This window comes from Streptomyces sp. NPDC049813 (genome assembly GCF_044465085.1).
In the GTDB taxonomy this organism is placed as follows: domain Bacteria; phylum Actinomycetota; class Actinomycetes; order Streptomycetales; family Streptomycetaceae; genus Streptomyces.
Map to the genome: position 1 here is coordinate 251,202 of NZ_JBITLI010000013.1, position 26,685 is coordinate 277,886.

Annotated in this window: 19 protein-coding genes; 9 read left to right on the forward strand and 10 right to left on the reverse strand. The window is 72.2% G+C overall.

The annotated features are described in order from the left end of the window. Nucleotides 1-638: 638 nt before the first annotated feature. Together ACIBW6_RS25810 and ACIBW6_RS25815 are read left to right on the forward strand one after the other, a co-directional pair. Nucleotides 639-2,720 (forward strand): M4 family metallopeptidase, encoded by a 2,082-nt coding sequence (locus tag ACIBW6_RS25810; protein WP_399063500.1) that lies wholly within the window; start codon nucleotides 639-641, stop codon nucleotides 2,718-2,720. 365 nt (nucleotides 2,721-3,085) lie between these two features. Beyond that, on the forward strand, nucleotides 3,086-4,651 hold the full coding sequence (locus tag ACIBW6_RS25815; protein ID WP_399063502.1) for a M4 family metallopeptidase: 1,566 nt from the start codon (nucleotides 3,086-3,088) through the stop codon (nucleotides 4,649-4,651). 60 nt (nucleotides 4,652-4,711) lie between these two features. Here ACIBW6_RS25815 and ACIBW6_RS25820 read toward each other — a convergent pair whose 3' ends face one another. The 3 genes from ACIBW6_RS25820 to ACIBW6_RS25830 all read right to left on the reverse strand — a co-directional run bounded on the left by ACIBW6_RS25820 (nucleotide 4,712) and on the right by ACIBW6_RS25830 (nucleotide 9,368). Continuing rightward, nucleotides 4,712-5,716 (reverse strand): GNAT family N-acetyltransferase, encoded by a 1,005-nt coding sequence (locus ACIBW6_RS25820; protein WP_399063504.1) that lies wholly within the window; start codon nucleotides 5,714-5,716, stop codon nucleotides 4,712-4,714. A gap of 97 nt (nucleotides 5,717-5,813) precedes the next feature. After that, a complete protein-coding gene (glgP, locus tag ACIBW6_RS25825; RefSeq protein ID WP_399063506.1) occupies nucleotides 5,814-8,432 on the reverse strand; it encodes an alpha-glucan family phosphorylase in 2,619 nt (872 codons plus the stop codon). A 366-nt stretch (nucleotides 8,433-8,798) separates the two neighbouring features. Next, a complete protein-coding gene (locus ACIBW6_RS25830) occupies nucleotides 8,799-9,368 on the reverse strand; it encodes a 1,4-alpha-glucan branching protein (protein ID WP_399063507.1) in 570 nt (189 codons plus the stop codon). Nucleotides 9,369-9,746: 378 nt separating this feature from the next. On the opposite strand from ACIBW6_RS25830, the gene ACIBW6_RS25835 reads away from it, so the two are divergent. The 4 genes from ACIBW6_RS25835 (at nucleotide 9,747) to glgB (ending at nucleotide 17,737) form a co-directional block, all read left to right on the forward strand. Continuing rightward, entirely contained in the window at nucleotides 9,747-12,110 is a 2,364-nt protein-coding gene (locus ACIBW6_RS25835) for a maltotransferase domain-containing protein (RefSeq protein ID WP_399063509.1), read from the forward strand. Nucleotides 12,111-12,147: 37 nt separating this feature from the next. Further along, nucleotides 12,148-13,842, forward strand: coding sequence for a maltose alpha-D-glucosyltransferase (gene treS, locus ACIBW6_RS25840; protein ID WP_399063510.1), 1,695 nt, complete (start codon nucleotides 12,148-12,150; stop codon nucleotides 13,840-13,842). Between the two features lie 167 nt (nucleotides 13,843-14,009). Beyond that, nucleotides 14,010-15,377, forward strand: coding sequence for a maltokinase (locus tag ACIBW6_RS25845; protein ID WP_399063512.1), 1,368 nt, complete (start codon nucleotides 14,010-14,012; stop codon nucleotides 15,375-15,377). Between the two features lie 182 nt (nucleotides 15,378-15,559). Continuing rightward, nucleotides 15,560-17,737, forward strand: coding sequence for a 1,4-alpha-glucan branching enzyme (gene glgB / locus ACIBW6_RS25850; RefSeq protein WP_399063563.1), 2,178 nt, complete (start codon nucleotides 15,560-15,562; stop codon nucleotides 17,735-17,737). Nucleotides 17,738-17,801: 64 nt separating this feature from the next. On the opposite strand, the gene ACIBW6_RS25855 is transcribed toward glgB, so the two are convergent. The 5 genes from ACIBW6_RS25855 to ACIBW6_RS25875 all read right to left on the reverse strand — a co-directional run bounded on the left by ACIBW6_RS25855 (nucleotide 17,802) and on the right by ACIBW6_RS25875 (nucleotide 22,592). Next, entirely contained in the window at nucleotides 17,802-20,045 is a 2,244-nt protein-coding gene (locus ACIBW6_RS25855; protein WP_399063565.1) for a HelD family protein, read from the reverse strand. 170 nt (nucleotides 20,046-20,215) lie between these two features. Then, nucleotides 20,216-20,530: a thioredoxin gene (trxA, locus tag ACIBW6_RS25860; RefSeq protein ID WP_399063514.1), complete on the reverse strand. Its 315-nt coding sequence runs from the start codon at nucleotides 20,528-20,530 to the stop codon at nucleotides 20,216-20,218. 2 nt (nucleotides 20,531-20,532) lie between these two features. Then, on the reverse strand, nucleotides 20,533-20,952 hold the full coding sequence (locus tag ACIBW6_RS25865) for a MerR family transcriptional regulator (protein ID WP_399063516.1): 420 nt from the start codon (nucleotides 20,950-20,952) through the stop codon (nucleotides 20,533-20,535). Nucleotides 20,953-21,013: 61 nt separating this feature from the next. Further along, complete coding sequence (locus ACIBW6_RS25870; protein ID WP_399063518.1) at nucleotides 21,014-21,562, reverse strand: isochorismatase family protein; 549 nt, start codon at nucleotides 21,560-21,562, stop codon at nucleotides 21,014-21,016. A gap of 91 nt (nucleotides 21,563-21,653) precedes the next feature. After that, nucleotides 21,654-22,592, reverse strand: a complete 939-nt coding sequence (locus ACIBW6_RS25875; protein ID WP_399063520.1) for a zinc-binding alcohol dehydrogenase family protein — start codon at nucleotides 22,590-22,592, stop codon at nucleotides 21,654-21,656. A gap of 86 nt (nucleotides 22,593-22,678) precedes the next feature. Between ACIBW6_RS25875 and ACIBW6_RS25880 the strand changes: the two genes are divergently transcribed. Further along, nucleotides 22,679-23,122, forward strand: coding sequence for a MarR family winged helix-turn-helix transcriptional regulator (locus tag ACIBW6_RS25880; RefSeq protein WP_399063522.1), 444 nt, complete (start codon nucleotides 22,679-22,681; stop codon nucleotides 23,120-23,122). A 93-nt stretch (nucleotides 23,123-23,215) separates the two neighbouring features. On the opposite strand, the gene ACIBW6_RS25885 is transcribed toward ACIBW6_RS25880, so the two are convergent. Then, complete coding sequence (locus ACIBW6_RS25885; protein WP_399063524.1) at nucleotides 23,216-24,907, reverse strand: MFS transporter; 1,692 nt, start codon at nucleotides 24,905-24,907, stop codon at nucleotides 23,216-23,218. Nucleotides 24,908-25,067: 160 nt separating this feature from the next. On the opposite strand from ACIBW6_RS25885, the gene ACIBW6_RS25890 reads away from it, so the two are divergent. Further along, entirely contained in the window at nucleotides 25,068-25,670 is a 603-nt protein-coding gene (locus ACIBW6_RS25890) for a TetR/AcrR family transcriptional regulator (RefSeq protein ID WP_399063526.1), read from the forward strand. Between the two features lie 30 nt (nucleotides 25,671-25,700). On the opposite strand, the gene ACIBW6_RS25895 is transcribed toward ACIBW6_RS25890, so the two are convergent. Then, the gene (locus ACIBW6_RS25895) at nucleotides 25,701-26,069 is read right to left on the reverse strand and encodes a VOC family protein (RefSeq protein WP_399063567.1); all 369 of its coding nucleotides are present in this window, start codon (nucleotides 26,067-26,069) and stop codon (nucleotides 25,701-25,703) included. 63 nt (nucleotides 26,070-26,132) lie between these two features. Here ACIBW6_RS25895 and ACIBW6_RS25900 point away from each other — a divergent pair, with 63 nt between their 5' ends. Beyond that, nucleotides 26,133-26,576 carry a MarR family winged helix-turn-helix transcriptional regulator gene (locus tag ACIBW6_RS25900; protein ID WP_399063528.1) on the forward strand — a complete coding sequence of 148 codons (444 nt, stop codon included), beginning with the start codon at nucleotides 26,133-26,135 and terminating at the stop codon, nucleotides 26,574-26,576. Nucleotides 26,577-26,685: the final 109 nt, after the last annotated feature.

Consider the following 26,685-nt stretch of genomic DNA (forward strand, 5'->3'; position numbering starts at 1 on the left):
ACCGGGCCCCTGGAGCGGCGGCGCAGCCGCACGCTCCAGGGGCGCGGGGAACTGCGCGAGAAGCCCCACCGGGGAGAGGCCGCCCGACCACCCACCGGCCCCGCCGCGTGCGGCACCCCAGGGGCCGCGTTATCGCCAGGCCCCTGAAACTGCGGCGCAGCCGCATGTTTCAGGGGCGCGGGGAACTGCGCGAGAAGCCCCACCGGCCGGCAGCCGCCCGCCCCGCACCCCAGCCCCGCTGCTGACCGCGAACCCCGGGCCCGCCCCGGACCCACCGCATTCCAGCCACGGCACCACACAACCCCGCCACCTCGCACACACGGCCCCCACACGAACAAAGACGCGCCGAGGCCAAGCCGGACCGAGCGTGGGGCGCCCCGCATATCGAACACGCTCCCCCGCGCACCGAACCAAATCCGGCCAACCTGTTGACGCGCTCCTGACAGCACCCGCTCTCTGCTGCCACTCTTCCCAACGGCCACCGCACAGCTGCCCCACAGCCCGCGTGCGGACAGGCCGGGTTCACCGCTCCACCCGCACGTTTCCGCACTGCCTGTACTGCGTTCTGCCCGGCCGGCCACCCGCCGCCCGGTCCCCACTGGCCGCACACCCATGCGGCCGCGCAGAAGGAGTCAGCGTTGAGAAGCACCTCCACCTCCCACAGACGCCGGGCCACCGCCGCCGCGGCCGTCGGCGCCGTCACCGCCCTGCTCGCCGTGGCGTTCCAGTCGGGTCCGGCCGCCGCCGGCGCCGGCGCGGACACGGCCCAGGCCGCCTCGGCCATCACGGCGAACGCCACCCGCGGCGCCGACCCGGGCGCCCTGCCCGCCAAGCTCTCCCCCGCCAAGCGCGCCGAGCTGCTGCGCGCGGCGAACACCACCAAGGCGAAGGCCGACACCGCGAAGAAGCTCGGCCTGGGCACCCAGGAGAAGCTCGTCGTCCGGGACGTGCTGCAGGACAAGGACGGGACCACGCACACCCGTTACGAGCGCACCTACGCCGGACTGCCCGTCCTGGGCGGTGACCTGATCGTCGACACGGCGAAGTCCGGCGCCGCGCAGGGCGTGACGAAGGCGTCGAAGGCCCAGCTCAAGGGCGTGGACACGACGGCCGACGTGAAGCCGGCCGCCGCCGAGGCGCAGGCCCTCGGCCTCGCGAAGGCCGACGGGTCGAAGAAGACCGAGGCCGACCGCGCCCCGCGCAAGGTCGTCTGGCTGGGCCAGGGCGCAGCCAAGGGACAGCCGACCCTCGCCTACGAGACCGTGGTCGGCGGCCTCCAGGAGGACGGCACGCCCAACCAGCTGCACGTCATCACCGACGCCGCCACCGGCAAGAAGCTGCACGAGTGGCAGGCGATCGAGAACGGCACCGGCAACACCCAGTACAGCGGCACCGTCACCCTCGGCACCGCGCAGTCCGGTTCGTCGTACACGCTCAACGACACCGGGCGCGGCGGCCACAAGACGTACAACCTCAACCACGGCACCTCGGGCACCGGCACGCTCTACTCGGGCCCGGACGACGTGTGGGGCAACGGCAGCGCGAGCAACACCGAGACGGCCGCCGCCGACGCGCACTACGGCGCCGCGCTGACCTGGGACTACTACAAGAACGTGCACGGCCGCACCGGCATCCGCGGGGACGGTGTCGGCGCGTACAGCCGGGTCCACTACGGCAACAACTACGTCAACGCGTTCTGGGACGACAGCTGCTTCTGCATGACGTACGGCGACGGGACGAGCAACACCCACCCGCTCACCTCGATCGACGTCGCCGCGCACGAGATGACGCACGGCGTCACCTCGAACACCGCGGGCCTCAACTACAGCGGCGAGTCCGGCGGTCTGAACGAGGCCACCTCGGACATCTTCGCGGCGGCCGTGGAGTTCTACGCCAACAACCCCTCCGACGCGGGTGACTACCTCGTCGGCGAGAAGATCAACATCAACGGCGACGGCACCCCGCTGCGCTACATGGACAAGCCGAGCAAGGACGGCGCGTCGAAGGACTCCTGGTACTCCGGGATCGGCAGCGTCGACGTGCACTACTCGTCCGGCCCGGCCAACCACTTCTTCTACCTGCTCAGCGAGGGCAGCGGAGCGAAGGTCGTCAACGGGACGAGCTACAACTCCCCGACCTCCGACGGCCTGCCCGTCACCGGCATCGGCCGCGACAAGGCGGCGCTGATCTGGTTCAAGGCGCTGACCACGAAGTTCACCTCGACCACCAACTACGCGGGCGCGCGCACCGGTGCCCTCGCGGCGGCGGGCGAGCTGTACGGGACGACGTCCACCGAGTACAAGGCGGTCCAGGACGCGTTCGCCGCGATCAACGTCGGCGCCCGCTCCGGCGGCGGCGACCCGGGCACCGGCAAGACGTTCACGAACGACACGAACGTGAACATCCCCGACTCGCCCGGCGCGGCCGTCAGCTCGTCCCTGACGGTCACCGGCATCGCCGGCAAGGCGCCGTCCACCCTGAAGGTCGGGGTCGACATCGTGCACACGTGGAGCGGTGACCTCCAGGTGGACCTGATCGGCCCGAGCGGGAAGGCGTACCGGCTGCACTCCTCCACGTACGACCCGACCCCCAACATCCAGACCACGTACACGGTGAACGCCTCCACGGAGAACGCCAACGGTGTCTGGAAGCTTCAGGCCAAGGACCTCGGCGCGCAGGACGTCGGCTACATCAACAGTTTCAAGCTGACCTTCCCGTAAGCGGGTCCCGGGCTCCGGCCCGGCACGGTCTGGGCGCGTCCTCCCGGTGGTGCAACTCCCCGGGCGGGCGCGCCCGTTCACGTGTGGGCCGCCGGAGACCGGGTCCGTTCACACCGCGTTCGCAATACGTGCGTCAGTTTTCGCTCAACGAACGAATTCCGGCCAACCTGCGATCACGTACATGACATGTTCGGTCCTCAACTGCCAGAGTTTTCCCGCACACCCCGTCCGGCCCCTCCCGTACGGAACGCACCACCGGCACCACCCGCACTTCTCGCACCACCCGCACCACCCGCACCACCCGCACCACCCGCACCACCCGCACGGCAAAGCTCACTCCCCCCCACACTCAAGGAGCTTTCTTCGTGACCTCCCACATATCCCGTCGCACCCAGCTCGCCCTCGCCACGGCCGTCGCCGCCGGCGCCCTGGTCGCCGGGACCTTCACCGCCACCGGCGCCTCCGCCGAGTCCGGTGTCCCCGCCGCCGCGCCGCTGACGCTCAGCGCGACGGCCCACGCGAGCCTCCTGAAGGACGCGAGCGCGCAGGCGGCCACCACGGCCGCGGAGCTGAAGCTCGACGCCAAGGAGAAGCTCGTCGTCCGCGACGTGGTCAAGGACCGCGACGGCGCGACCCACACGCGCTACGAGCGGACCTACGACGGACTGCCCGTCCTCGGCGGCGACCTGGTCGTCCACGAGACGAAGTCCGGCAGCCGCGAGGGCGTCACCCGCGCCACCGCCAAGTCGATCGACGTGGCCACCACCGGCGCCTCCCTGAAGGCCGCCCCGGCCGGCGCCCGCAAGGTCGTCTGGGCGGCGACCGGCACGCCGAGACTCGCGTACGAGAAGGTCGTCACCGGCACCCAGAAGGACGGCACGCCGAGCAAGCTGCACGTCATCACCGACGCGGCGACCGGCAAGAAGATCTTCGAGTACGACGCGATCCACACCGGCGCGGGCGAGTCCGAGTACAGCGGCAGCGTCACGATCGGCACCACCAAGTCCGGCTCGTCCTACGCCCTGACGGACGCGACCCGCGGCGGCCACTCCACGTACGACCTCAAGAACGGTTCGTCCGGCAAGGGCACGCTGTTCACCGACGCCGACGACAAGTGGGGCGACGGCACCACGAACGACCCCGCGACCGCCGGTGTCGACGCCGCCTACGGCGCCCAGGAGACCTGGGACTACTACAAGACCGTGCACGGCCGCAGCGGCATCAACGGCGACGGCAAGGGCGCCTACTCCCGCGTCCACTACGGCAACGCGTACGTCAACGCGTTCTGGGACGACAGCTGCTTCTGCATGACCTACGGCGACGGCGAGGGCAACAAGAACCCGCTCACCTCGCTCGACGTGGCCGCGCACGAGATGAGCCACGGCGTCACCTCCGCGACCGCGGGCCTCGTCTACAGCGGCGAGTCCGGCGGCCTGAACGAGGCGACGTCCGACATCTTCGGCACCTCGGTCGAGTTCTACGCGAAGAACAGCAAGGACGTCGGCGACTACCTCATCGGCGAGGCCATCGACATCAACGGCGACGGCACCCCGCTGCGCTACATGGACAAGCCCAGCAAGGACGGCGCCTCGCTCGACGCCTGGAAGTCCGGCGCGGGCAACGTCGACGTCCACTACTCCTCCGGCATCGCCAACCACTTCTTCTACCTGCTCAGCGAGGGCAGCGGCAAGAAGACGATCAACGGCGTCGCCTACGACTCCCCCACCTCCGACGGCTCCACCGTCACCGGGATCGGCCGGGACAAGGCCGAGCAGATCTGGTTCAAGGCCCTGACGACGTACTTCACGTCGAACACCAACTACGCGGCGGCGCGCACCGGCACGCTGAGCGCGGCGAAGGACCTGTACGGCGCGGACTCGGCCGAGTACAAGGCCGTGGCCGCCGCCTGGGCGGGCGTGAACGTCAAGTAAGCACACGCGCACACGACTTGGGGCGCCCGCGAGCCGGGCGCCCCTCGTCGTCTCCCGGGCTCAGTCCAGGGCCAGCATGACCAGCAGCGCGGTCCAGCAGACCGAGACGAGGGCGGGCAGCAGCATCATGATGAGCCCCGTCGGCGACTGCCGCAGCCAGGAGTTGCCCGCCACGGACGCCTCCCGGCCGACGATCCGCTGCCCGCCGTGCCAGGCCAGATGCTCCTCCAGCTCCATCGCGGCCTTCTTGCGGGCGCTGAGGTAGCGCCGGCCGAACCGCAGCATCTGCGTGAAGGCGAGGGCGGAGCCGAGGCCGATGACGGAGATCACCGTCGCGAGCGTGTCCGAGATGTCCGCCGCCGACGCCTCGGGGTCACTCCGCTGCCCGAGGGTGAAACCCAGCGCCGCCGCGAGACCCGCGGTGATGTAGAAGAAGTTGTTCAGCTTGTTCCAGTTGAGGACGTCCTCGTGCTTGTACAGGTCGATGGCGACCGTGTACTGCGCCTGGAGCATCGCCTCGCGCGGCTTGCGCCACACCCACACCATCCGCTCCTTCCCGTCGGGCGGGGTGAGCCGGGACAGCTCCTCGAAGCCGAGCTTGCGGTGGAAGAGCGTCGAGGCCTCGTTGAACGGCACGCTGACCACGGCGGCGATCACCGGGCTCGTGGACCACCGCTCCAGGACGTGGTGGTAGAGGCGGGAGGCGATCCCGGCCCGGGCGGCCGTGCGCGCCACGCAGATCTGCTTGATGACGAGGAAGGACCCCAGGGCCGTCTTGATCCGGTGGTTGAGCCATTCCTCGGGGCCGATGCGCTCGTCGCTGTAGGCCAGCAGATAGCCGAGCACCTCCGGACCCTTGACCGCGACCCAGAAGTGCTCGGCCGTGGACAGTCGCGACCGGTAGTCGTCCCGGGTGTAGTCCGAGACGAGGAAACCGGCGCGGCCCGCCTGCGGGTCCCTGGGGTCCAGGCGGCGGTCCTCGGCCAGCGCCACGATGGCGTCGAGATACTCCTCCCCCGCCCGGACGATCTCGATCGGATGCTCCTGAGCCGCATACCCCGCCACGCGCAACCCCCGTCGAGCCGAACGGATGACACCCCCAACTTACCTTTGACGTAGGGAAGTTGAGGGTGATTTCGGCCGCGGGGGCGCGGGGGGGGGGTCATCGCAGCAGGACCCCGGCGCCCTCCCCCACCGCTTCGGACGGCACCGTCACCAGGCCCGCCTCCGCCGGTGACGCCAGCAGGCGGTGGGTGGGCAGGATGCGGACCGTGTAGCCGTAGGGGCCCGTGCGGTCCAGGGCGAGGGGGCCCTCGTAGGACCAGCGGCCCTCCTCGTCCGGGCCGCCGACCGGCTTCAGCGCGACCGTGCTCGCCTCCCCGATGCGGTCCTCGGCGTCGACGCGGCCCGCCACCGCCTGCACCTCGACGTCGTCGGGGGCCAGATCGCCGAGGGCCACCCGGACGTGCAGCGCGAGGGTCGCGCCGAGCTCCGCCGAGGTGGTCGACGCCTCGACGTGGTCGACCGCGACGCGCGGCCAGGCCCGGCGGACCCGCGCCTTCCACTGCGCCAGGTCCCGGGCCGCGTCCGGAGTCTGCGCCCGGCCGGCGCGGGCCGCGGGCGCGTACAGCTTCTCGACGTACTCGCGCACCATCCGGCCCGCGAGGACCTTCGGGCCGAGGTGGGTGAGCGTCTGGCGGACCATCTCGATCCACCGGTCGGGCAGGCCCTGGGGACCCTGCTCGTAGAAGCGGGGCGCCACCCGGCGCTCCAGCAGGTCGTAGAGCGCGGCCGCCTCCAGGTCGTCGCGGCGGTCCTCGTCGGTGGCGGTGCCGTCGGCGGTGGGGATCGCCCAGCCGAAGTCCGGCTCGAACCACTCGTCCCACCAGCCGTCCAGGACCGACAGGTTGAGGCAGCCGTTCAGGGCCGCCTTCATCCCGGACGTGCCGCACGCCTCCAGCGGCCGCAGCGGGTTGTTGAGCCAGATGTCGCAGCCCGGGTAGAGCTTCTGCGCCATCGCCATGCCGTAGTCGGGCAGGAAGACGATGCGGTGGCGCACGCGCGGGTCGTCGGTGAAGCGGACCAGCTCCTGCACCAGCCGCTTGCCGCCGTCGTCGGCCGGGTGCGCCTTGCCCGCGACCACGATCTGCACCGGCCGCTCCTCGTCCAGCAGCAGCCGCATCAGCCGGTCCGGGTCGCGCAGCATCAGCGTCAGCCGTTTGTACGAGGGGACGCGGCGGGCGAAGCCGATCGTCAGGACGTCCGGATCGAGGACCCCGTCGATCCAGCCGAGCTCGGCCGCCCCCGCGCCGCGCTGCCGCCATGACGCGCTCAGACGCCGGCGCACCTCGTCCACGAGCTGCCCGCGCAGGGTCCGGCGCAGCTCCCAGACGTCCTGGTCGGGGATGTCGCCGACCGCGTCCCAGCGCTGCGAGCCGCCGACGGACAGGGCGTCGTCGGTGCGCCGCGCGCCGATCTGGCGGGCGCCGAGCCGGTAGACCTCGGGCGCCACCCAGGTGGGCGCGTGCACCCCGTTCGTTACGGAGGTGATCGGCACCTCCTCCGGGTCGAAGCCCGGCCACAGGCCGGAGAACATCTCCCGGCTGACCGAGCCGTGCAGGGTGGAGACGCCGTTGGCGCGCTGGGCGAGCCGGAGCCCCATGACCGCCATGTTGAAGACGTTCGGGTCGCCGCCCTGGTAGGTCTCCATGCCGAGGCCCAGGATGCGCTCCACGTCGAGCGCGGGCAGTTCGGCGGCGGCGCCGAAGTGCCGGGCGACCAGTTCGCGGTCGAAGCGGTCGATGCCGGCCGGGACCGGGGTGTGCGTGGTGAACACGGCGGCGGCCCGGACCGCTTCGAGCGCGGCGTCGAAGTCGAGCCCCCCGGCACCGAGTTCGGCGATGCGCTCGACCCCGAGGAACCCCGCGTGGCCCTCGTTCGTGTGGAAGACCTCGGGGGCGGGGTGCCCGGTGAGACGGCAGTACCTGCGCACGGCCCGGACCCCGCCGATGCCCAGCAGCATCTCCTGGAGCAGCCGGTGCTCGCTGCCGCCCCCGTACAGCCGGTCGGTCACCTCGCGCTCGTGCGCGCCGTTCTCCTCGACGTCGGAGTCGAGCATCAGCAGCGGCACCCGGCCGACCTGCGCCAGCCAGACGCGGGCCAGCAGCCGGCGCCCGCCGGGCAGGGCGAGCGCGATGTGCGCGGGGGTGCCGTCCGGCTCCCGCAGCAGGGACAGCGGCAACTCGTTCGGGTCGATGACGGGGTACGTCTCCTGCTGCCAGCCGTCCCGGGACAGCGACTGCCGGAAGTAGCCGTGCCGGTAGAGCAGCCCCACGCCGATCAGCGGGACCCCGAGGTCGCTGGCGGCCTTGAGGTGGTCACCGGCGAGGATGCCGAGGCCGCCCGAGTACTGCGGCAGCGCCGCGGTGATCCCGAACTCCGGTGAGAAGTAGGCGATGGCGGACGGGAGTTCGTGGGCCCCGTCCTGGGTCTGGTACCAGCGGTCGTCCTGGAGGTAGCCGCGCAGCTCGTCCGCTGCCTCGCGCAGCCGGGCGAGGAACGCCTCGTCGGCGGCGAGCTCGGCGAGCCGGGCCGGCGGCACGCTGCCGAGCAGCCGCATGGGGTCGCCGCCGGACGCGGCCCAGCGCTCCGGGTCGACGGCGGCGAACAGGTCGCGGGTCCCGGCCTGCCACGACCAGCGGAGATTGCGGGCGAGTTCCTGGAGCGGGGCGAGTGGTGCGGGCAGGACCGGTCGGACGGTGAATCGACGGATGGCCTTCACAGTTCCCCTTTCGCGCGTGCAGCGGGGGCGTCGGCGGTCGGTCAGGGGCGCGGCCGGGTGCGCCCCTGCCGGACGCCCCTTCGTACGTCCCGTGGTGCCTGTCCCTGATGACGGTAGTGCGCGGCGGCCCGACGGGCCACGGCGCACGAAGCCACCCGGGCCCCGCGCCACGCCCCCGCGGGGTGCGCCGTGGCGCCCGGTAACGGCACCACGGGAGCGGCGACTGTGGTACGCCGCAGGGGCGCGCCCGCTGCGCCACGCGGCCGGGCCCCCCGGAGCACCGGCCCGGGACACGCCGCCGGCCCATGGCGAGGCCGCGCCGCCCTGGCGGGGAGCCACCCGCGAGCCCCGGACCGCCGGCCCCCGCTACGCCGGCACCCGCACGAAGACCCCCCGCACCAGGCTCCCGTCCGCGCTCCGCCATTCGGCGGTGACCTCGCCCGCCGCGCCGGGCTCCGACGTGCCCGGCTCCAGGACCCGGACGATCTCCGGCCGCCCGGCCGCGCCCGCGTCGAGCCGGACCCGCACGCTCGGGTCGAGCGCGCCGTCGGTGCTCTGGGCGTGCGCCGGGACCTCCCCCTTGAGCAGCGCGGTCAGCTGGGCGAGCAGCAGCGGGTCACGGGCGCCGTCGTACACCCAGCGCTCACCGAGCACCCCGTGCACGAGGGTGCCGACGAGCGCGCCCTCGGGGGCGTCCGCGAGCGGGGCGCCCCGGTAGACCAGGGGCACGTGGTAGGTCACCGGCCGCGCCCCGGACGTGTCCGTGACGGCCATGAACTCCATGCCGACCTCACCGTCCGGGTCGTCGAGCCGGAACCCGCCGGCCTTGACGGGCTCCTCGGTCCCCGCCCCCTGGTACCACGGCTGCTCCGGGAGCCAGCGGGCGAGGAGTTCGGTCTTGGTGGGCCGCAGGGTGGTGCGGTGAATGATCGACATGGCCCCAGAATCGCACGCGCCCACGCGCCCCGCGCGCGCCCCTCGGCCGTTCCCGGCGGGTCCCAACTCGGCGCGCGTGCAAGCCCGTCGAAGCGGGGTACCCGGGGGGAGCTGTCCGCTCTCGGCGCCGGGTCCGGCCCACCGGACAGGCTGCCGGGGGCCGACGCCCCCTGCGCGGAAGGGGAGTTCATGAGCCGATCCCGGCGCTTCGATCGGGGGAAACCTTGTGTGTGCTCTTACGCGCGAGTAGTTAACCAAGGAGCGGGTTGCCCGCCCGAAGAGTGTGGAAGGCTCCCCCGGTACACCTTTGCGCACCACCGCACGGCCCCCTTCCCGAACGTGTCTCCGCCACCCCCGAATCCGCGGACAGGAGCGGTCATGCCCGCACAACGCCCCAGGTCGACGTCGTCGGACCAGACGCCGTCCGGCGCATCCACCCCCGAGGAGAAAGTGCCCCCGGCACAGCGCGCGCGCAAGAAGAGCGCCGCGTCCGGCACCGCGAAGAAGGCAGCGGAGCCGAAGGTCCCGGCCGCGCGCAAGGCGCCCGCCGCCCGTAAAGCAAGCGCCGCACCGGCCACCCGTAAGGCCGCCGCCGCGGACGCAGCGACACCCGCACCCGGCAAGGCCCCCACCCCGCCCGCAGCGCGCAAAGCCGCCGCCGCACCCACCACCCGTAAAGCCACCACCGCACCCACCACCCGCAAGACGGCCCCCGCCCAGCGCAGAGCGCCCGCCGGGCGCAAGGCCACCGCGCCGCCCCCGGTCCAGGTCACCATCGGCCGCATCCCGGTCCGCGACGTCCGTCCGGTCGTCGACCGGGGCCGCCGCCCGGCGAAGGCGGTCGTCGGGGAGACGTTCCAGGTCACGGCCACCGTCTTCCGCGAGGGCCATGACGCCGTCGCCGCGAACGTGGTCCTGACCGGCCCGGACGGCACGCCGGGGCCGTGGACCCCGATGCGCGAACTCGCCCCGGGCACCGACCGGTGGGGCGCCGAGGTCACCCCGGACGCGCCCGGCGCGTGGAGCTTCGCCGTGGAGGCCTGGGGCGACCCGGTGGCCACCTGGCGGCACGCGGCCCGGATCAAGATCCCGGCGGGGATCGACACCGAACTCGTCCTGGAGGAGGGCGCGTCCCTCTACGAACGGGCCGCGTCGGAGCTGACCTCCCCCCAGCGTGAAACGGTTCTGCAAGCCGCCGCCGCGCTCCGGGACACGGAGCACCCGGCGGCGACCCGGCTCGCCGCGGCCCTCACGCCGGACGTCGACGCGGTCCTCTCCCGGCACCCGGTGCGCGACCTGGTCACGTCCTCGGACGAGTTCCCCCTGCTGGTGGAGCGGGAGCGGGCGCTCTTCGGGTCCTGGTACGAGTTCTTCCCGCGCTCGGAGGGCGCGGTGGTGGAGGCAGGCGCACCGCCGGTGAGCGGCACGTTCGCGACGGCCGCGCGGCGCCTTCCGGCCGTGGCGGCGATGGGCTTCGACGTGGTCTACCTGCCGCCGATCCACCCCATCGGCACGACGTTCCGCAAGGGCCCGGACAACAGCCTCTCGCCGGGCCCGGGCGACGTGGGGGTGCCCTGGGCGATCGGCTCGGCCGAGGGCGGCCACGACGCGATCCACCCCGACCTCGGCACCCTCGACGACTTCGACCGCTTCGTCGCCACCGCCCGCGACCTGGGCATGGAGATCGCCCTCGACTTCGCGTTGCAGTGCTCGCCTGACCACCCCTGGGTGGAGAAGCACCCGGAGTGGTTCCACCACCGGCCCGACGGCTCGATCGCGTACGCGGAGAACCCGCCGAAGAAGTACCAGGACATCTACCCCATCGCCTTCGACCGGGACATGCCCGGGCTCATAGCCGAGACGACGCGGGTGCTGCGGCACTGGATGGCGCACGGGGTACGCATCTTCCGCGTCGACAACCCGCACACCAAGCCGGTGGTGTTCTGGGAGCACGTGATCGCGGACATCAACCGCACCGACCCGGACGTGATCTTCCTGGCCGAGGCGTTCACCCGCCCCGCGATGATGCGGGCGCTGGCCGAGATCGGCTTCCAGCAGTCGTACACGTACTTCACCTGGCGTAACACCAAGACCGAACTGACGGAGTACGTCCAGGAGTTGGCGGGCGAGTCGGCCGCGGCCATGCGGCCCAACTTCTTCGTCAACACCCCGGACATCCTGCACGAGTTCCTCCAGCACGGCGGCCGTCCCGCCTTCGAGCTGCGGGCCGTCCTCGCCGCGACCCTCTCCCCGTCCTGGGGCGTCTACAGTGGATACGAACTCTGCGAGAACGCTCCCCTGCGGCCGGGCAGCGAGGAGTATCTGCACTCCGAGAAGTACGAACTGCGGCCCCGCGACTGGGAGTCGGCGCAGCGCGAGGGACGCACCATCGCCCCGCTGCTCACCCGGCTGAACGACATCCGGCGCCGCAACCCCGCCCTGCGCGGACTGCGCAACGTGCACTTCCATCACGCCGACAAGGACGAGGTGATCGTGTACTCGAAACGCTCCGGCTCGAACACGGTTCTGGTGGTCGTGAACCTCGATCCGCACCACACCCAGGAGGCGACCGTCTCGTTGGACATGCCGCGACTGGGGCTCGCATGGCACGAATCGGTGCCGGTCCGCGACGAGCTCACCGGCGCCGTCCACCACTGGGGCAGGACGAACTACGTGCGCCTGGAACCCGGCCGGGAACCCGCGCACGTCCTCACCGTCCTGCGACCGTCCCCGCCGCGATGAATTCTCTGGAACCAGAATTCGGAGGGTCACCCACACCATGATCATGAATGAGCCCGTCCCGGACACCTTCGAGGACACTCCCGCCAAGGACCGGGACCCCGACTGGTTCAAGCGTGCCGTCTTCTACGAGGTACTCGTCCGCTCCTTCCAGGACAGCAACGGGGACGGCGTCGGTGACCTCAAGGGCATCACGGCGAAACTGGACTACCTGCAGTGGCTCGGCGTGGACTGCCTCTGGCTGCCGCCGTTCTTCAAGTCCCCGCTGCGCGACGGCGGTTACGACGTGTCGGACTACACCTCGGTGCTGCCCGAGTTCGGCGACCTCGCGGACTTCGTGGAGTTCGTGGACGCGGCGCACCAGCGCGGCATGCGGGTCATCATCGACTTCGTCATGAACCACACCAGCGACCAGCACGAGTGGTTCCAGCAGTCGCGCACCGACCCGGACGGCCCCTACGGCGACTACTACGTCTGGGCCGACGACGACAAGCAGTACCAGGACGCGCGGATCATCTTCGTCGACACCGAAGCGTCCAACTGGACCTTCGACCCGGTCCGCAAGCAGTACTTCTGGCACCGCTTCTTCTCCCACCAGCCGGACCTCAACTACGAGAACCCGGCCGTGCAGGAGGAGATCCTCGCGGCCCTGCGGTTCTGGCTCGACCTGGGCATCGACGGCTTCCGCCTCGACGCGGTCCCCTACCTCTACGCCGAGGAGGGCACCAACTGCGAGAACCTCCCGGCCACGCACCAGTTCCTCAAGCGGGTCCGCAAGGAGATCGACGCGCAGTACCCGGACGTCGTCATCCTGGCCGAGGCCAACCAGTGGCCCGAGGACGTCGTCGACTACTTCGGGGACTTCCCCTCCGGCGGCGACGAGTGCCACATGGCGTTCCACTTCCCGGTGATGCCGCGCATCTTCATGGCGGTGCGCCGCGAGTCCCGCTATCCGGTCTCGGAGATCCTCGCCAAGACCCCGGCCATTCCCTCCAGTTGCCAGTGGGGCATCTTCCTGCGCAACCACGACGAGCTGACGCTCGAAATGGTCACGGACGAAGAACGCGACTACATGTACGCGGAGTACGCCAAGGATCCGCGGATGCGGGCCAACATCGGCATCCGCCGCAGGCTTGCCCCGCTGCTCGACAACGACCGCAACCAGATCGAGCTGTTCACCGCGCTGCTGCTCTCCCTGCCCGGCTCGCCGATCCTCTACTACGGCGACGAGATCGGGATGGGCGACAACATCTGGCTCGGCGACCGCGACGCGGTCCGCACCCCGATGCAGTGGACGCCCGACCGCAACGCCGGCTTCTCCTCCTGCGACCCGGGCCGCCTCTCGCTGCCCACGATCATGGACCCGGTCTACGGCTACCAGGTCACCAATGTCGAGGCCTCCATGTCCTCGCCCTCGTCCTTGCTGCACTGGACGCGCCGGATGATCGAGATCCGCAAGCAGAACCCCGCGTTCGGCCTCGGCTCGTACACCGAACTGCCCTCCTCCAACCCGGCCGTGCTCGCCTTCCTGCGCGAGTACAAGGACGACCTGGTCCTGTGCGTGCACAACTTCTCCCGCTTCGCGCAGCCCACCGAGCTCGACCTCCAGGCCTTCGACGGACGGCATCCGGTGGAGCTGATCGGAGGTGTGCGCTTCCCGGCCATCGGGGAGCTGCCCTACCTCCTGACCCTGGCGGGCCACGGCTTCTACTGGTTCCGCCTGCGCAGGGACTGACCCCGCAGCCGCGCGGCGGGGCGGGAGAGCGGCTGTGCCGGTTTCCCGCCCCGCGCCCTGGGAACTCTCCCCGCGTACCCGGCACGTCCCCATCTCTGGACAGCACTGCGCACCCGGGGGTCCGCTCGCACCGCCCGACGCGTCCCCTGAGGAAAGGACGCGACGCCATGTCGGAAACCGCAGCCCGGCCCACCGCCTCGCCGCAGGGCCGCTCCGAGCTGCTCCTCTCCCTCGACCCGCTGCTGCGGGAGTGGCTGCCGCGCCAGCGGTGGTTCGCGGGGAAGGGGCGCCCGGTCACCGAGCTCACCCTCGAATCCGCCACCGAACTCCGGCCGGACGGCGCCCTGTTGCACCTCCTGGTCCGGGCCCACCAGCCGCCGGCCGACGAAGGCCCCGGCGACTGCTACCAGCTCCTCATCGGTACCGGTGAGTCGGTGGCGCCCCACCTCGCGCCCGCCGTGATCGGGCACGTCACGGGCGGCGCCCTCGCCGGCCGCACCGCGTACGACGCCCTGCACGACCCCCACCAGGCCGCGGTCCTGCTGGAGCGCCTGCGCATACCCGGGCCCCTCGGCGGCCTGCGCTTCCACCGCCGCCCGGACAGCCACCTCGCCCCCGACCTGACGCCCCGCCCGCTCCTCGCCGAGCAGTCCAACTCCTCGGTGGTGTACGGCGACGAGCTCATCGCCAAGGTCTTCCGGCGCGTCCTGCCCGGCACCAACCCCGACCTCGAACTCCCCCTCGCCCTGGCCCGCGAGGGCTGCGACCGGGTGCCCGCACCCCTCGCCTGGTACGAGACGGCCGACGGCGAGACCACCCTCGGCCTGCTCCAGCCCTACCTCGCGGGCGCCGCCGACGGCTGGGACCTGGCACTGGAACACCTCATCAAGCAGGTCGACTTCACCGCCGAGGCCCGCGAGCTCGGCCGGGCCACCGCCGAGGTGCACACCGCCCTCGCCCGGGCCCTGCCCACCGTCACCTACAGCCGCGTCCAGATCGAGCAGCTGGCCGCGACGATGACCCGGCGCCTGGAGACGACCGCCCAGCAGGTCCCCGCGCTCCTGCCCTACGTGCCCGGCCTGCGCACCACGTTCGAGGCGCTCACCGACCTGGCGGGCGACGGGCTCACCTGGCAGGCCCAGCGCGTCCACGGCGACCTGCACCTGGGCCAGTGCCTGCGCGACCCGTCCGGCTTCTGGCGCCTGATCGACTTCGAGGGCGAGCCGTCCCGGCCGCTCGCGGAGCGCCGGATGCCGCACCCCCCGCACCGCGACATCGCCGGCATGCTCCGCTCCTTCGACTACGCCGCCCGCTCGCACCGCCCCTGGTCCCCGCAGTGGTCCGAGGCCTGCCGCTCCGCGTACTGCGTGGGCTACGCGGCCGCCTCCGGCTGGGACCCGCGCACCGACCCCGTCCTGCTGCGGGCGTACGAGACGGACAAGGCGATCTACGAAGCCCTGTACGAGGCCCGCCACCGCCCCGACTGGCTGCCGGTCCCGCTGGCCGCCCTGGCCCGCCTCGCCGAGCTGCCCTGATCCGGCGCGCAGACACCCCCGCACCGCGGCCCACCCCCATCGCCCCAGGAGGACCCACCGTGACCCGCCGCCCCACCCGCACACCGCGCCCGGCGCCGGGGAGCGCCCCCGCCCCCACCCCTGCCGCCGCTCCCGTCCCGGCGGCCCGCACCGAAGCGGTCCCCGCGGCGGCCGGGGTCCCCGTGCCGGAGGACGACCGGCGCCGGCTGCTCGCGGCCACCCACCACGACCCGCACTCCGTGCTGGGCGCCCACCCCGCCGGCGACGGCGTCGCCTTCCGTGCCTGGCGCCCCTACGCCCGCAAGGTGACCGTCAGCACGCCGCAGGGCCTGCGCGCCGAACTCCACGACGACGGCGACGGCTTCTTCTCCGCGCTGCTGCACCCCGCCGCGCCCCCGTCCGGGTACGAGCTGGACATCACCTACGCCGACGCGACCCAGCACGTCGCCGACGCGTACTCCCTGCTCCCGGCCCTGGGCGAGCTGGACCTGCACCTCATCGGCGAGGGCCGCCACGAGCAGCTGTGGACGGCGCTCGGCGCCCGTCCGATGGAGCACCAGGGCATCCAGGGCACCCGCTTCACCGTCTGGGCGCCCAACGCGCGGGGCGTCCGCGTCGTGGGCACCTTCAACTTCTGGGACGGCGCCGCGCACAGCATGCGCTCGCTCGGCTCCTCCGGCGTGTGGGAGCTGTTCGTCCCGGACATCGGCGCCGGCGAACTGTACAAGTACGAGATCACCCGCCAGGACGGCAGCAAGACCCAGCGCGCCGACCCGCTCGCCACCCGCACCGAGACGCCCCCGGCGAACTCGTCGGTCATCCACGTCTCCGAGCACACCTGGCACGACGAGGCCTGGCTGCGCACGCGCGGCGAGCGGCCCGCCCACGAAGCGCCCTTCTCCGTCTACGAACTGCACCTGCCGTCCTGGCGCCCCGGCCTCACCTACCGCCAGCTCGCCGACCAGCTCCCGGCCTACCTCTCCGACCTGGGGTTCACGCACGTCGAGCTGATGCCGGTGGCCGAGCACCCCTTCGGCGGCTCCTGGGGCTACCAGGTCACCGGCTTCTACGCGCCGACGGCCCGGCTCGGCACCCCGGACGACTTCAAGTTCCTCGTCGACGCCCTGCACCAGGCGGGCATCGGCGTCCTCATGGACTGGGTCCCGGCCCACTTCCCGCGCGACGACTGGGCGTTGGCCGAGTTCGACGGCCGTCCCCTGTACGAGCACGAGGACCCGCTGCGCTCGGCCCACCCCGACTGGGGCACCCTGGAGTTCGACTACGGCCGCAAGGAGGTCCGCAACTTCCTGGTGGCCAACGCCCTGTACTGGTGCGAGGAGTTCCACATCGACGGCCTGCGGGTCGACGCGGTGGCCTCCATGCTCTACCTCGACTACTCGCGCGAGGAAGGGCAGTGGACCCCGAACCAGTTCGGCGGCCGCGAGAACCTCGACGCCGTCTCCTTCCTCCAGGAGATGAACGCCACGCTGTACCGGCGGGTGCCCGGCGTCGTCACCATCGCCGAGGAGTCCACCGCCTGGGACGGGGTGACCCGGGCGACCCACCACGTCGGTCCTGGCGGCTTCGGCGGCCTCGGTTTCGGCCTGAAGTGGAACATGGGCTGGATGCACGACTCGCTGGACTACCTGGCGCACGAACCCGTGCACCGCAGGTTCCACCACGGCGAGATGACCTTCTCGATGGTGTACGCGTACAGCGAGAACTACGTCCTGCCCATCTCCCACGACGAGGTCGTGCACGGCAAGAAGTCCCTGGTGTCGAAGATGCCCGGCGACTGGTGGCAGCAGCGCGCCACCCACCGCGCCTACCTCGGCTTCATGTGGGCCCACCCCGGCAAGCAACTCCTGTTCATGGGCCAGGAGTTCGCGCAGGGCGCCGAGTGGTCGGAGGCGCGCGGCCCGGACTGGTGGCTGCTCGACCCGGCGTACGGCGCCGCCGCCGACCACCGCGGGGTCCGCGACCTCACGCGCGACCTGAACGCCGTCTACCGGGACGCGCCCGCCCTGTGGGAGCGGGACACGGACCCGGCGGGCTTCTCCTGGGTGGTCGGCGACGCCTCGGAGGACAACGTCTTCGCGTTCCTGCGCCACGACGCCGACGGCACCCCGCTGCTCGCCGTCTCGAACTTCTCCCCGGTGGTGCGCCAGGAGTACCGGCTCGGCGTCCCCGCCTCCGTCCCCGCCTGGCACGAGGTCCTGAACACGGACGCGGCGCGCTACGGCGGCGGAGGCGTCGGCAACCCCGAGCCGGTGAAACCGGACGACGTCGGCGCCCACGGCCGCCCGGCGAGCGTCCGCCTGACCCTGCCGCCCCTGGCGACGATCTGGCTGAAACCGTGACCCCGCCAGGGGCGCGGGGAACTGCGCGCTCAGCCACGACGGCGCGCGGCCCGGCTGTCCGGCCTCAGCGCACCACGTCGAGCCGTTGGAGCGCCGGAGGCAGCTCCCCCGCATGCACGACCCCCAGGGACTGGGTCGCCCTGGTCAGCGCCACGTACAGATCGCTGAGCCCGAACTCCCCGGGCTCGACCACGATCACCCGGTCGAACTCCAGCCCCTTCGCCTGACGCGGATCGAGCAGGACCAGGTGCCGGGTCAGATCGGGCTCGGCCCCGGCCACCACCCCGGGCAACCGCTCCGCCAGCGCCCCGAGCGTCTCCCGCGGCGCGATCACCGCAAGCCGCCCCTCCTCCGGGGTCTCGGCCGCCGCGATCTCGGCGACGACCCGCGCGACCTCGTCGGCGCCGCCCGCCACGGCCCGCCGCCAAGGCCGCACCCCGGTGGAGCGCACCGAGGACGGCGGACGGTAATCCGGGTGCTCCGCCCGCAGGACGGCGGCCGCCACGTCCATGATCTCGGACGGCGTCCGGTAGTTGACCCCGAGCCGCGTGTGCTCGAAGCGGTCCTCGACGTACGGCGCCAGGATCTCGTCCCAGGCCCCGACACCGGCCTCCTCGGCGGTCTGGGCCGGGTCGCCGACCAGCGTCATCGAGCGGGTCGGCGAGCGCCGCATGAGCAGCCGCCACGCCATCGGCGACAGCTCCTGCGCCTCGTCGACGATGATGTGCCCGAACGCCCAGGTCCGGTCGGCGGCGGCACGCTCCGCGGCGCTGCGGTGGTCCTCCTCCTCGTACCAGTCGGCGACCCGGTCCGCGTCCACGATGTCGTGCGCGGCGAGCACCTCCGACTCGTCCTCGTCCTCGAACTCGTACGTCTCCGAGCCGCGCGAGAGGTCGAGCACGCCCTGCGCGTACGCGATCCGCTCCTGCCGCGCGGCCTCGGCCGCGGCCCGCTCCGCGGCGTCGTCGTACCCGATCAGCTCCGCCGCCTCGTCGAGCAGCGGCACGTCGGCGGGGGTCCAGTCGGCCGGCCCGGTGACGGGCCTGCGCACGGCCGCCGCGTCCGCCTCCGGCAGGTGCACCGGCTCCGCGAGGAAGTCGGCGACCACCTGCTCGGCGGTGAGCGTCGGCCACAGCTCCTCGATCGCTGCGTGCACGTCGGCGCTGGCCGCGACGCCCTTGCCGAGCTGGGCGATGTCGTCGGGGCCGAGGAAGTTCGGCCCGCCGTAGGGGTCGGCGCCGATCCGCTCCGCGAGCTGCTGGGTGAGCGCGTCGAGGATGCGGAACGCGAAGTGCGGCCGGGCGAGGTTGTGCGGCAGCCGGGTGTCGCGCGCCGCCTGCCGTGCCTCGTAGGCGATCTCCCAGTCGAGGATCAGGTCGCCGTCGTCGTGCCGGACGATCACCGGCGCGCCCGGCTCGGGAAGCTGCTGCCGGTCCTGGACGGCCCGGGCCAGCACCTCGGCCATCTGCGCCGCGCCCTTGACGGCCGCGGCCCCGGGCGCGTCGACGGCGGTGGCGTGCACTCCGGGGAAGAGTTCGCCGACCGTCGCCAGCAGCACGCCGGTCTCGCCGAGCGCGGGCAGCACCTCGGAGATGTAGGAGAGGAACGCGGGGTTCGGGCCGACGATCAGCACCGCCCGCTTGGCGAGCAGCTCCCGGTGCTCGTAGAGGAGGAACGCGGCGCGGTGCAGCGCCACCGCCGTCTTGCCGGTGCCGGGGCCGCCCTCGACGACGAGGACACCGCGGTGGTCGTGCCGGATGATCCGGTCCTGCTCGGCCTGGATCGTCTGGACGATGTCGCCCATGCGGCCAGTGCGCGCCGAGTTCACCGCGGCGAGCAGGACGGCGTCGCCGCTGGGGTCCTCGAAGCCGGTGCGCTCGTCGTCGCCGAGATCGAGGATCTCGTCGTGCAGTTCGGTGACCGTGCGGCCCTCGGTGGTGAGGTGCCTGCGCCGGCGCAGTCCCATCGGCTGATGGCCGGTCGCGAGATAGAAAGGCCGGGCCACCGGAGCGCGCCAGTCGATGAGAATCGGCGTGTGTTCGGTGTCGTCCTCGCGAATTCCGATGCGGCCGATGTGGTGCGTCACGCCGTCCGTCAGATCGATGCGGCCGAAGCAGAGCGACCCGTCGACCGCGTTCAGCGCGGCGAGCAGTCCCGAGCGCTCCACGACCAGCAGGTCGCGCTCCAGCCTGGCCTGCTGACCGGTGCCGACGGGCGTCAGGGCCCGGGTGACCGAGTCCGCGGCGTCGCCGCGCAGCGCGTCGACGCGCGCGTAGAGCCGGTCGATGAATTCCTGTTCCTTTTGCAGTTCTTTCTGCGATGCGGCGGATTCCCGGCTTGACAAAACTGCTCCCTGCCCGGTACGGTGTGTTTAGTTGGCCCCCGGCGAGGGGCCTTTTCTGTGGGCACACAGAAACACCGAATATACCCCGGGCAGGGGTGAATTCCAACCGCGGCTTTCTCCCGGTTCCGCTCCGCTCAGAGGGCCTCGGCCAATTCCTGGAGCAGCCGCCGCTTGGGCCTGGCGCCCACCCGCGACCACACCGGTTCGCCGTCCTTGAAGACCATCAGGGTCGGCATCGACAGCACTCCGTACGCCGCCGCCGTCTCCGGGTTGGCGTCCACGTCGAGGGCCACGACGTCGAGCCGCTCGCGCTCCTCCTCCGCGATGGACCGCAGCACCGGCGCCAGCTGCCGGCACGGCCCGCACCACGCGGCCGTGAACTCCACGAGCACCGGCCGCCCGGACCGCAGTACCTGCTCACCGAAGTCCGCATCCGTGACATCCCGCATGATCACTCCTCCTTGTGTCGTCCGCCGAGTTCGCAGCGCGGTGCCGCCTCCTGGGCGGCCAGCTGCGTGACCGCCCGCTCGGCGCGCTCCAGCTGCGCGCCGACCGTGGCCCGCACGGCGGTCAACTCGTCGATGAGCGCGTCCAGTTCGGAGAGCTTGCTGCGGTACACCGCCAGCGACGCCGGGCAGGAGTCACCCTCCGGATGCCCGGCGCGCAGGCACTCCACGAACGGCCGGGTCTCCTCCAGGTCGAACCCGAAGTCCTGGAGCGTGCGGATCTGCTGCAGGGCGCGCAGATCCGCCTCGTCGTAGGTCCGGTACCCGTTGCCACCGCGCCGCGCGGGCAGCAGCCCGCGCGACTCGTAGTACCTGAGCGTCCGCGTGGTGGTGCCGGCGCGGTCCGCGAGCTCTCCGATGCGCATGTCCCCGACGGTAGACCTTTCCCCTGACGTCAAGGCCAGCGCAACCGGCCCGGGAGCGCCCTCAGAACGTCACGTCCGCCGCGTCCACCGTCTCCGCGGTACGCCCCGGCGCACCGTGGTGGCTCCAGTACAGATTGGTGTGCGCGATGACCAGCTCCGGCGCCGGCGCCCCGTAGGCGCTGAGGTCCTCCGTGGTGTGCGCGTCGCCGACGAGTGTCACGTCGTAGCCGCGCAGGAAGCCGCTGTGGATCGTCGACCGGATGCAGACGTCGGTCTGGGCGCCGGTGACGACGAGCCGCCCGACCCCGCGCTCGGCGAGCACCGCCTCCAGTTCGGTGGCCTCGAACGAGTCCCCGTACTTCTTGTGCACCAGGGGCTCTCCCTCGCGGCGCACCAGGTCGGGCACGTAACTCCAGGCCTGCGTGCCCTCCTTGAGGTCGTCGTCCGCGTGCTGCACCCACACGACGGGCACCTCTTCGGCGCGGGCCCGCTCGACGAGGGCGGCGATGCGCGCGACGACCTCGTCGCGGCGCACCGCCTGCTCCACCACTCCGTTCTGTACGTCGATGACGAGCAGGGCGGTACGGGGTCGGTCGGGCAGGGTCGTCATGGCGGGAGCCTCCTGAACGAGAGCGTCACGGACTGCCCTCACAGTAGAGGCCCCCACTGACAACGGCCCCGGCTCACCCCACGGTCCCGAGTCATGCCCCGCCCGGTCCGGGGACGAGGACGACCTTGCCGAGGTTGCGGCGCTGCTCGATGACGGTGTGGGCGCGGGCCGCTTCGACGAGGGGGATCTCCTCGTGCACCACCGTGCGCAGGGTCCCCGCGTCGCGCAGCTGCCAGAGCTCACCCAACCAACGTTCGTAGAGCGCAGGTTCACCGAGGGCGACGGCCCGCATCTGGAAGCCGATCACCGAGGCGCCCCGGACCAGAAGTTCGTACGCCTCGACCGTGCCGCCGCCGGAGCTGAAGGCCACCAGCCGCCCGCCCGTCGCGAGGGCCCGTACGGCGGGATCGAGAAGCGCGCCGCCGACGCCGTCGAGAATCACGTCGTACGGGGCGCCCCAGTCGGCGTCCTCGTACAGGACGACCTCGTCGGCGCCGAGCCCTCGGACGAGGGCTGCCTTGTCGGCGCTGCTGACGGCGGCGACGACGCGTGCCGCCCCGCCGGCCCTGGCGTACTGGAGGGCCAGCGTCCCCACGCCGCTGGCCGCCGCCGTGACCAGCACCGACTCCCGGGGCTTCGCGCGCGCGGCCTCGTAGGCACCGCGCGCCACCAGCCCGCTGCGGACCAGGGCGACCGCCTCCACGGCCGGCACACCGTCCGGGATCGGGGACGCCATAGCGGTGTTCAGCACCGCGAACTCGGCGTAGGCGTCCGCGAAGCAGAGCCCGGTCACCCGGTCCCCCACGGCGAAGGCGGTGACGTGCGCCCCCAGGGCGACGATCTCCCCGGCGACCTCCCCTCCCAGCGAGACCGGCTCGCCGCCCTCCCGCACCTTGCGCACGGTAGGCAGGGTCACCCCTACCGCCTCGACCCGGATCAGCACCTCCTCGGCACCCGCCTCGGGCCGCTCCACCTCCTCGGCGCACAGCACGCCGGGCCCACCGTTCACCTCATGGCGGATGCGCAGCACAGGACCTCCCCGATCCGAAATCGTTGGACTTCCCAACGATAAGCCATATCGTGGGGAAGTCCAACGACTTTGGGTAGGCTGGGGCCATGCCCCCGGATCTCCAGCACATCCAGTCCCTGCCGTCGTGGCTCATCGGCCGGGTCGCGGCCCGGGGGCGGAGCATGGTCGCCGACGCGATCGCCGCGGAGGGGCTGAAGCTCATGCACCACGCGGTACTGGCCGCCACGGCCGAGTACGGACCTGTCACCCAGGCCGACCTGGGCCGCCGGCTGGGCGTCGACCCCAAGGACATGGTCGGCATCCTCAACCACCTCCAGGCCGCGGGCCTCGTCCTGCGCGCGCCCCACCCCTCCGACCGCCGGAAGAACGCCGTCACCGTCACCCCGAAGGGCGGGGCCGTCCTCTCCCGCTGCCGAACCCTGGCCGAGTCCGCCAATGCCGAGCTGCTGGCGCCCCTCGCCCCGGAGGAGCGACAGCAGCTCATGACCTTGCTGACTCGGCTCCACGAAGCAGGGCAGGGCGCGGTCTGACTCCGTCGCCGGAACGGACCACCGCCGGGTCAGGTCCGCCGAGCCCCTCCTGCCCCGCCGTGCGGGCCGACGGAGGGGCTGTGCTGACGATCCCTAGGGAGCCACCAGTTCCTCGTCGGCGCGCTCTGCCGCTCCGTCCTTCCCGGAGCCGTCCGGCCGGGTGGCCGCCGCGCCCTTGCGGGGCAGCAGCACCGCCACCAGTACCGTGCCGACGCCGAGGACGACGGCGCCGACGACGCTGGTGTGCGCCACCGCGTCGGCGAAGGACGAGCCCACGGCTTCGGTCATCTGCCGGGCTCCGGTGGCGAGTTGCGTCGCCTGCTCCTTGAGCTGCGCCGCCTGCTGCGGGTCGGTGGTGCCGGCCGCCTGCTCGGCGAGCTTGTGGGCCTGCGCCCCGATCCCGCGGGCGACCGCGTACCCGGCGCCGACCGAGTCCTGTGCCGTGGAGAGCGCGTCGCCGGGGAGCTTGGTGCCCGACGCGGCGTCGGACAGCCCTGAGGAGTACGCACCGGCGAGCACGGACCCCAGGATGGCGATGCCGAGCGAGCCGCCCAGCTCCAGCGAGGTGTCGTTGACGGCGCCGCCGACCCCCAGCTGGGACTCGGGGAACGCGCCCATGATCGCGTCCGTGCACGGGGAGAGCGCCAGCCCGATCGCGAGCCCGAGGATGACCAGCGGCAGGACGAAGTCGCCGTACCCCGATGCCGCGTCCACCCGGGTCAGCAGGGCGAGCGCCGCCGTGCCGCCGACCATGCCCGCGGTCACCGTGATCCGCATGCCGACGCGGGGGGTGAGGTAGCCGGTGAGCGCCGAGCCGACGAAGACCGCACCGGCCAGCGGCAGCATCCGTACGCCGGTCTCCCACGCGTCGTACCCGAGCACGAACTGCAGGTGCTGCGTGAGGTAGTAGAAGGCGCCGAAGACGGCCAGGAAGAAGAGGGCGACGGCCAGGTTCGACCCGGCGAAGCGGCGGTCGGTGAACCGGCGCACGTCGAGCACGGGGCGCGGGTGCCGCAGCTCCCACAGCACGAAGGCGACCAGCGCCACCCCGGCCACCACGGCGGCCGTGACCGCCTTGACGCCCCACCCGAAGTGCGGGCCCTCGATGATCATATAGACGAGCGCGCCGACCCAGACGACGGAGAGCAGCCCGCCGACGTAGTCGATCCGGCCCTGGTGCCCGGCCTTCGACGGCGGTACGAGGACCAGCGCGCCGACGATCGCGACGGCGGCGACGGGCACGTTGATCAGGAAAGTGGAGGCCCAGCCGTGGCCGCGCAGCAGCGCGCCGGCCACGAGCGGGCCCGCGGCGATGGCGAGCCCGGCCGTGGCCGTCCACAGCACAATGGCCTTGGCCCGCTCGGCGCGCGGGAAGGTGGCCGCGAGCAGCGACAGGGTGGCGGGCATGATCATCGCGGCGCCCACGCCCATCACGGCACGGGCGGCGATGACGCCGGTGGAGCTGGAGACGAGCGACCCGGTGACGGCGCCGCCGCCGAACACGACGAGCCCGAGGATCAGCGCCCCGCGCCGGCTGTACTTGTCGCCGATCGCGCCGAGCAGCAGCATCAGCGCGGCGTACGGGACGGTGTAGCCGTCGATGACCCACTGGAGGTCGGCGCTGGAGAGGCCCAGGTCCTGGGTCATGTCGGGGGCGGCGACCGTCAGGGCGGTGTTGGCCATCACGATGATCAACAGACTCAGGCAGAGCACGAGCAGGGCCCACCAGCGGCGGGCGTACGGCCGGTCCATCGTGGCGACCGGCTCGTTGATGACGAGGCGCATGACGCGGAGCCCCTCCCGGGAGAACAGACGAGATCGAACGGAGAGTCTGCCTGCACAGCACTGTGCAATTACACACTGATGTGCAATCTAAGGCATTGCACAGCAGTGTGCAAAGTCGCCGGGCCGAGCGGCTGTCGGACGGCCACGCGGGGCGTGCACAATGAACGACGTGACTTCCGTACGGGCCGACGCCAACCGCCGCCGCATCCTCGACGTCGCGCTCGCCGAGCTGCTGCGGGACCCCGAGGCGTCCATGGACCAGATCGCCCGCGCCGCCGGCGTCGTACGCCGCACGGTCTACGGCCACTTCCCGAGCCGGGACGCGCTCGTGGGGGCGCTGGTGGACGACGCGGCCCAGGCGGTGGCCGAGGCGCACCGGGCCGGCCGGGCGGGGATCACCGACCCGGCGGAGGCGGTGGCCCGCTCGATCCTGGCCGTCTGGCCGATCGCGGACCGCTACCGGCTCCTGGTCCATCTCGCGCAGCGCAGCGTCACGATGGAGGGCATCAGGGCGCGGCTCACGCCGGTGCGCGAGTCCTGCACGGAGCTGGTCCGGTGGGGCCTAGAGAGAGGGCAGTTCACCTCGCCGCTTCCGGCCGAGGCGCTCGCCTACGTGCACGAACAGGTGCTGTTCGGTCTGATGGAGGCCGTCAACGACGGGGTCGTCCCGGCCGCGGACGCCGGCCGCGCGGCGGTCGTCGCGGTGCTCTCCTCGGCGGGCTTCCCGCCCGCGGAGGCCGAACGTCTGGCGACGACGGCCTGAGAGGGGCCGCACGCGCGGCCGGGGCGCCGCTCAACCGCGGTCGTGCAGCGTGACCTGGTAGCCGTCAGGGTCGGCGAAGGTGAAGGTCCGGCCGAAGGGGCCGTCGACGGGCGCGGACACGATCGGGCGGCCGTCGGCGACGAGCGCGTCGTGGATGGCCTGGACATCCGTGGCGTGCAGCCAGAGCGCAACGCCGATACCGGGCTGAGCGACGGACGCGAGATCGGTCCCGGGCAGGAGGTCGCGCAGGGCAAAGGCGATCGGCTTCGTCTCGAAGACGACGGCATGCGGCGGTCCGGCCTGCGAGCGGACGAGACCGAGGTACTGCTCGTAGAAGGCCTGCGAGGCGTCGAGGTCACGCACCTGGAGCGAGAGGAAGTCGGGGCCGGTGGCGGGCATGGTGATGCTCCTTCTCTTCATGTCAGATTCCTGACACGAGCCACGGTATGTCAGAATACTGACATGAGTCAAAGCGCGGACGGAATCGACCTGGACAGGTCCTTGGGCTACTTGCTGAAGGAGGCGTCGAGCGCCCTGCGAGTGGCCATGGAGGAGGTGCTGCGCCCTCTGGGGATGACCGTGACGCACTACTCCTGTCTCGAACTGCTCGCCCAGCGCCCGGGGTTGTCCAACTCGGAGCTGGCGAGGGGCGCGTTCGTGACGCGGCAGTCGATGAACGTGCTGTTGCAGTCCCTGGAGCGGGACGGCTACGTGACCCGGCCCGCGGAGGCCTCGGTCGGCAAGGTGCTGCCGGCGCGGCTGACGTCTCGCGGCCGGGAGAGCTTGGCGGAGGCGACGGCGGCGGTCAGGGCCGTGGAGGTCCGCATGCTGGCCGGCCTGACCGAGTCCGAGCAGGCGGGCGCGTTGCGCATTCTGCGGAGCATGGTCGATTCGCTGCGCCCGTGAAGGGGTTTTCCCTGAAACGCAGAAAACCCCCGTCCGGTAACCCGGACAGGGGTTTTCTCTACAATTAGTTCGGCGGCGTCCTACTCTCCCACAGGGTCCCCCCTGCAGT

Excerpts from the sequence above, each read along its gene's own strand:
- treS (WP_399063510.1), top strand. The coding sequence starts at position 12,148 with ATGATCATGAATGAGCCCGTCCCGGACACCTTCGAGGACACTCCCGCC.
- ACIBW6_RS25845 (WP_399063512.1), top strand. The coding sequence starts at position 14,010 with ATGTCGGAAACCGCAGCCCGGCCCACCGCCTCGCCGCAGGGCCGCTCC.
- ACIBW6_RS25885 (WP_399063524.1), bottom strand. The coding sequence starts at position 24,907 with ATGCGCCTCGTCATCAACGAGCCGGTCGCCACGATGGACCGGCCGTAC.
- ACIBW6_RS25895 (WP_399063567.1), bottom strand. The coding sequence starts at position 26,069 with ATGCCCGCCACCGGCCCCGACTTCCTCTCGCTCCAGGTGCGTGACCTC.
- ACIBW6_RS25890 (WP_399063526.1), top strand. The coding sequence starts at position 25,068 with ATGAACGACGTGACTTCCGTACGGGCCGACGCCAACCGCCGCCGCATC.
- ACIBW6_RS25835 (WP_399063509.1), top strand. The coding sequence starts at position 9,747 with ATGCCCGCACAACGCCCCAGGTCGACGTCGTCGGACCAGACGCCGTCC.
- trxA (WP_399063514.1), bottom strand. The coding sequence starts at position 20,530 with ATGCGGGATGTCACGGATGCGGACTTCGGTGAGCAGGTACTGCGGTCC.
- ACIBW6_RS25865 (WP_399063516.1), bottom strand. The coding sequence starts at position 20,952 with ATGCGCATCGGAGAGCTCGCGGACCGCGCCGGCACCACCACGCGGACG.
- ACIBW6_RS25900 (WP_399063528.1), top strand. The coding sequence starts at position 26,133 with ATGAGTCAAAGCGCGGACGGAATCGACCTGGACAGGTCCTTGGGCTAC.
- ACIBW6_RS25880 (WP_399063522.1), top strand. The coding sequence starts at position 22,679 with ATGCCCCCGGATCTCCAGCACATCCAGTCCCTGCCGTCGTGGCTCATC.
- ACIBW6_RS25870 (WP_399063518.1), bottom strand. The coding sequence starts at position 21,562 with ATGACGACCCTGCCCGACCGACCCCGTACCGCCCTGCTCGTCATCGAC.
- ACIBW6_RS25830 (WP_399063507.1), bottom strand. The coding sequence starts at position 9,368 with ATGTCGATCATTCACCGCACCACCCTGCGGCCCACCAAGACCGAACTC.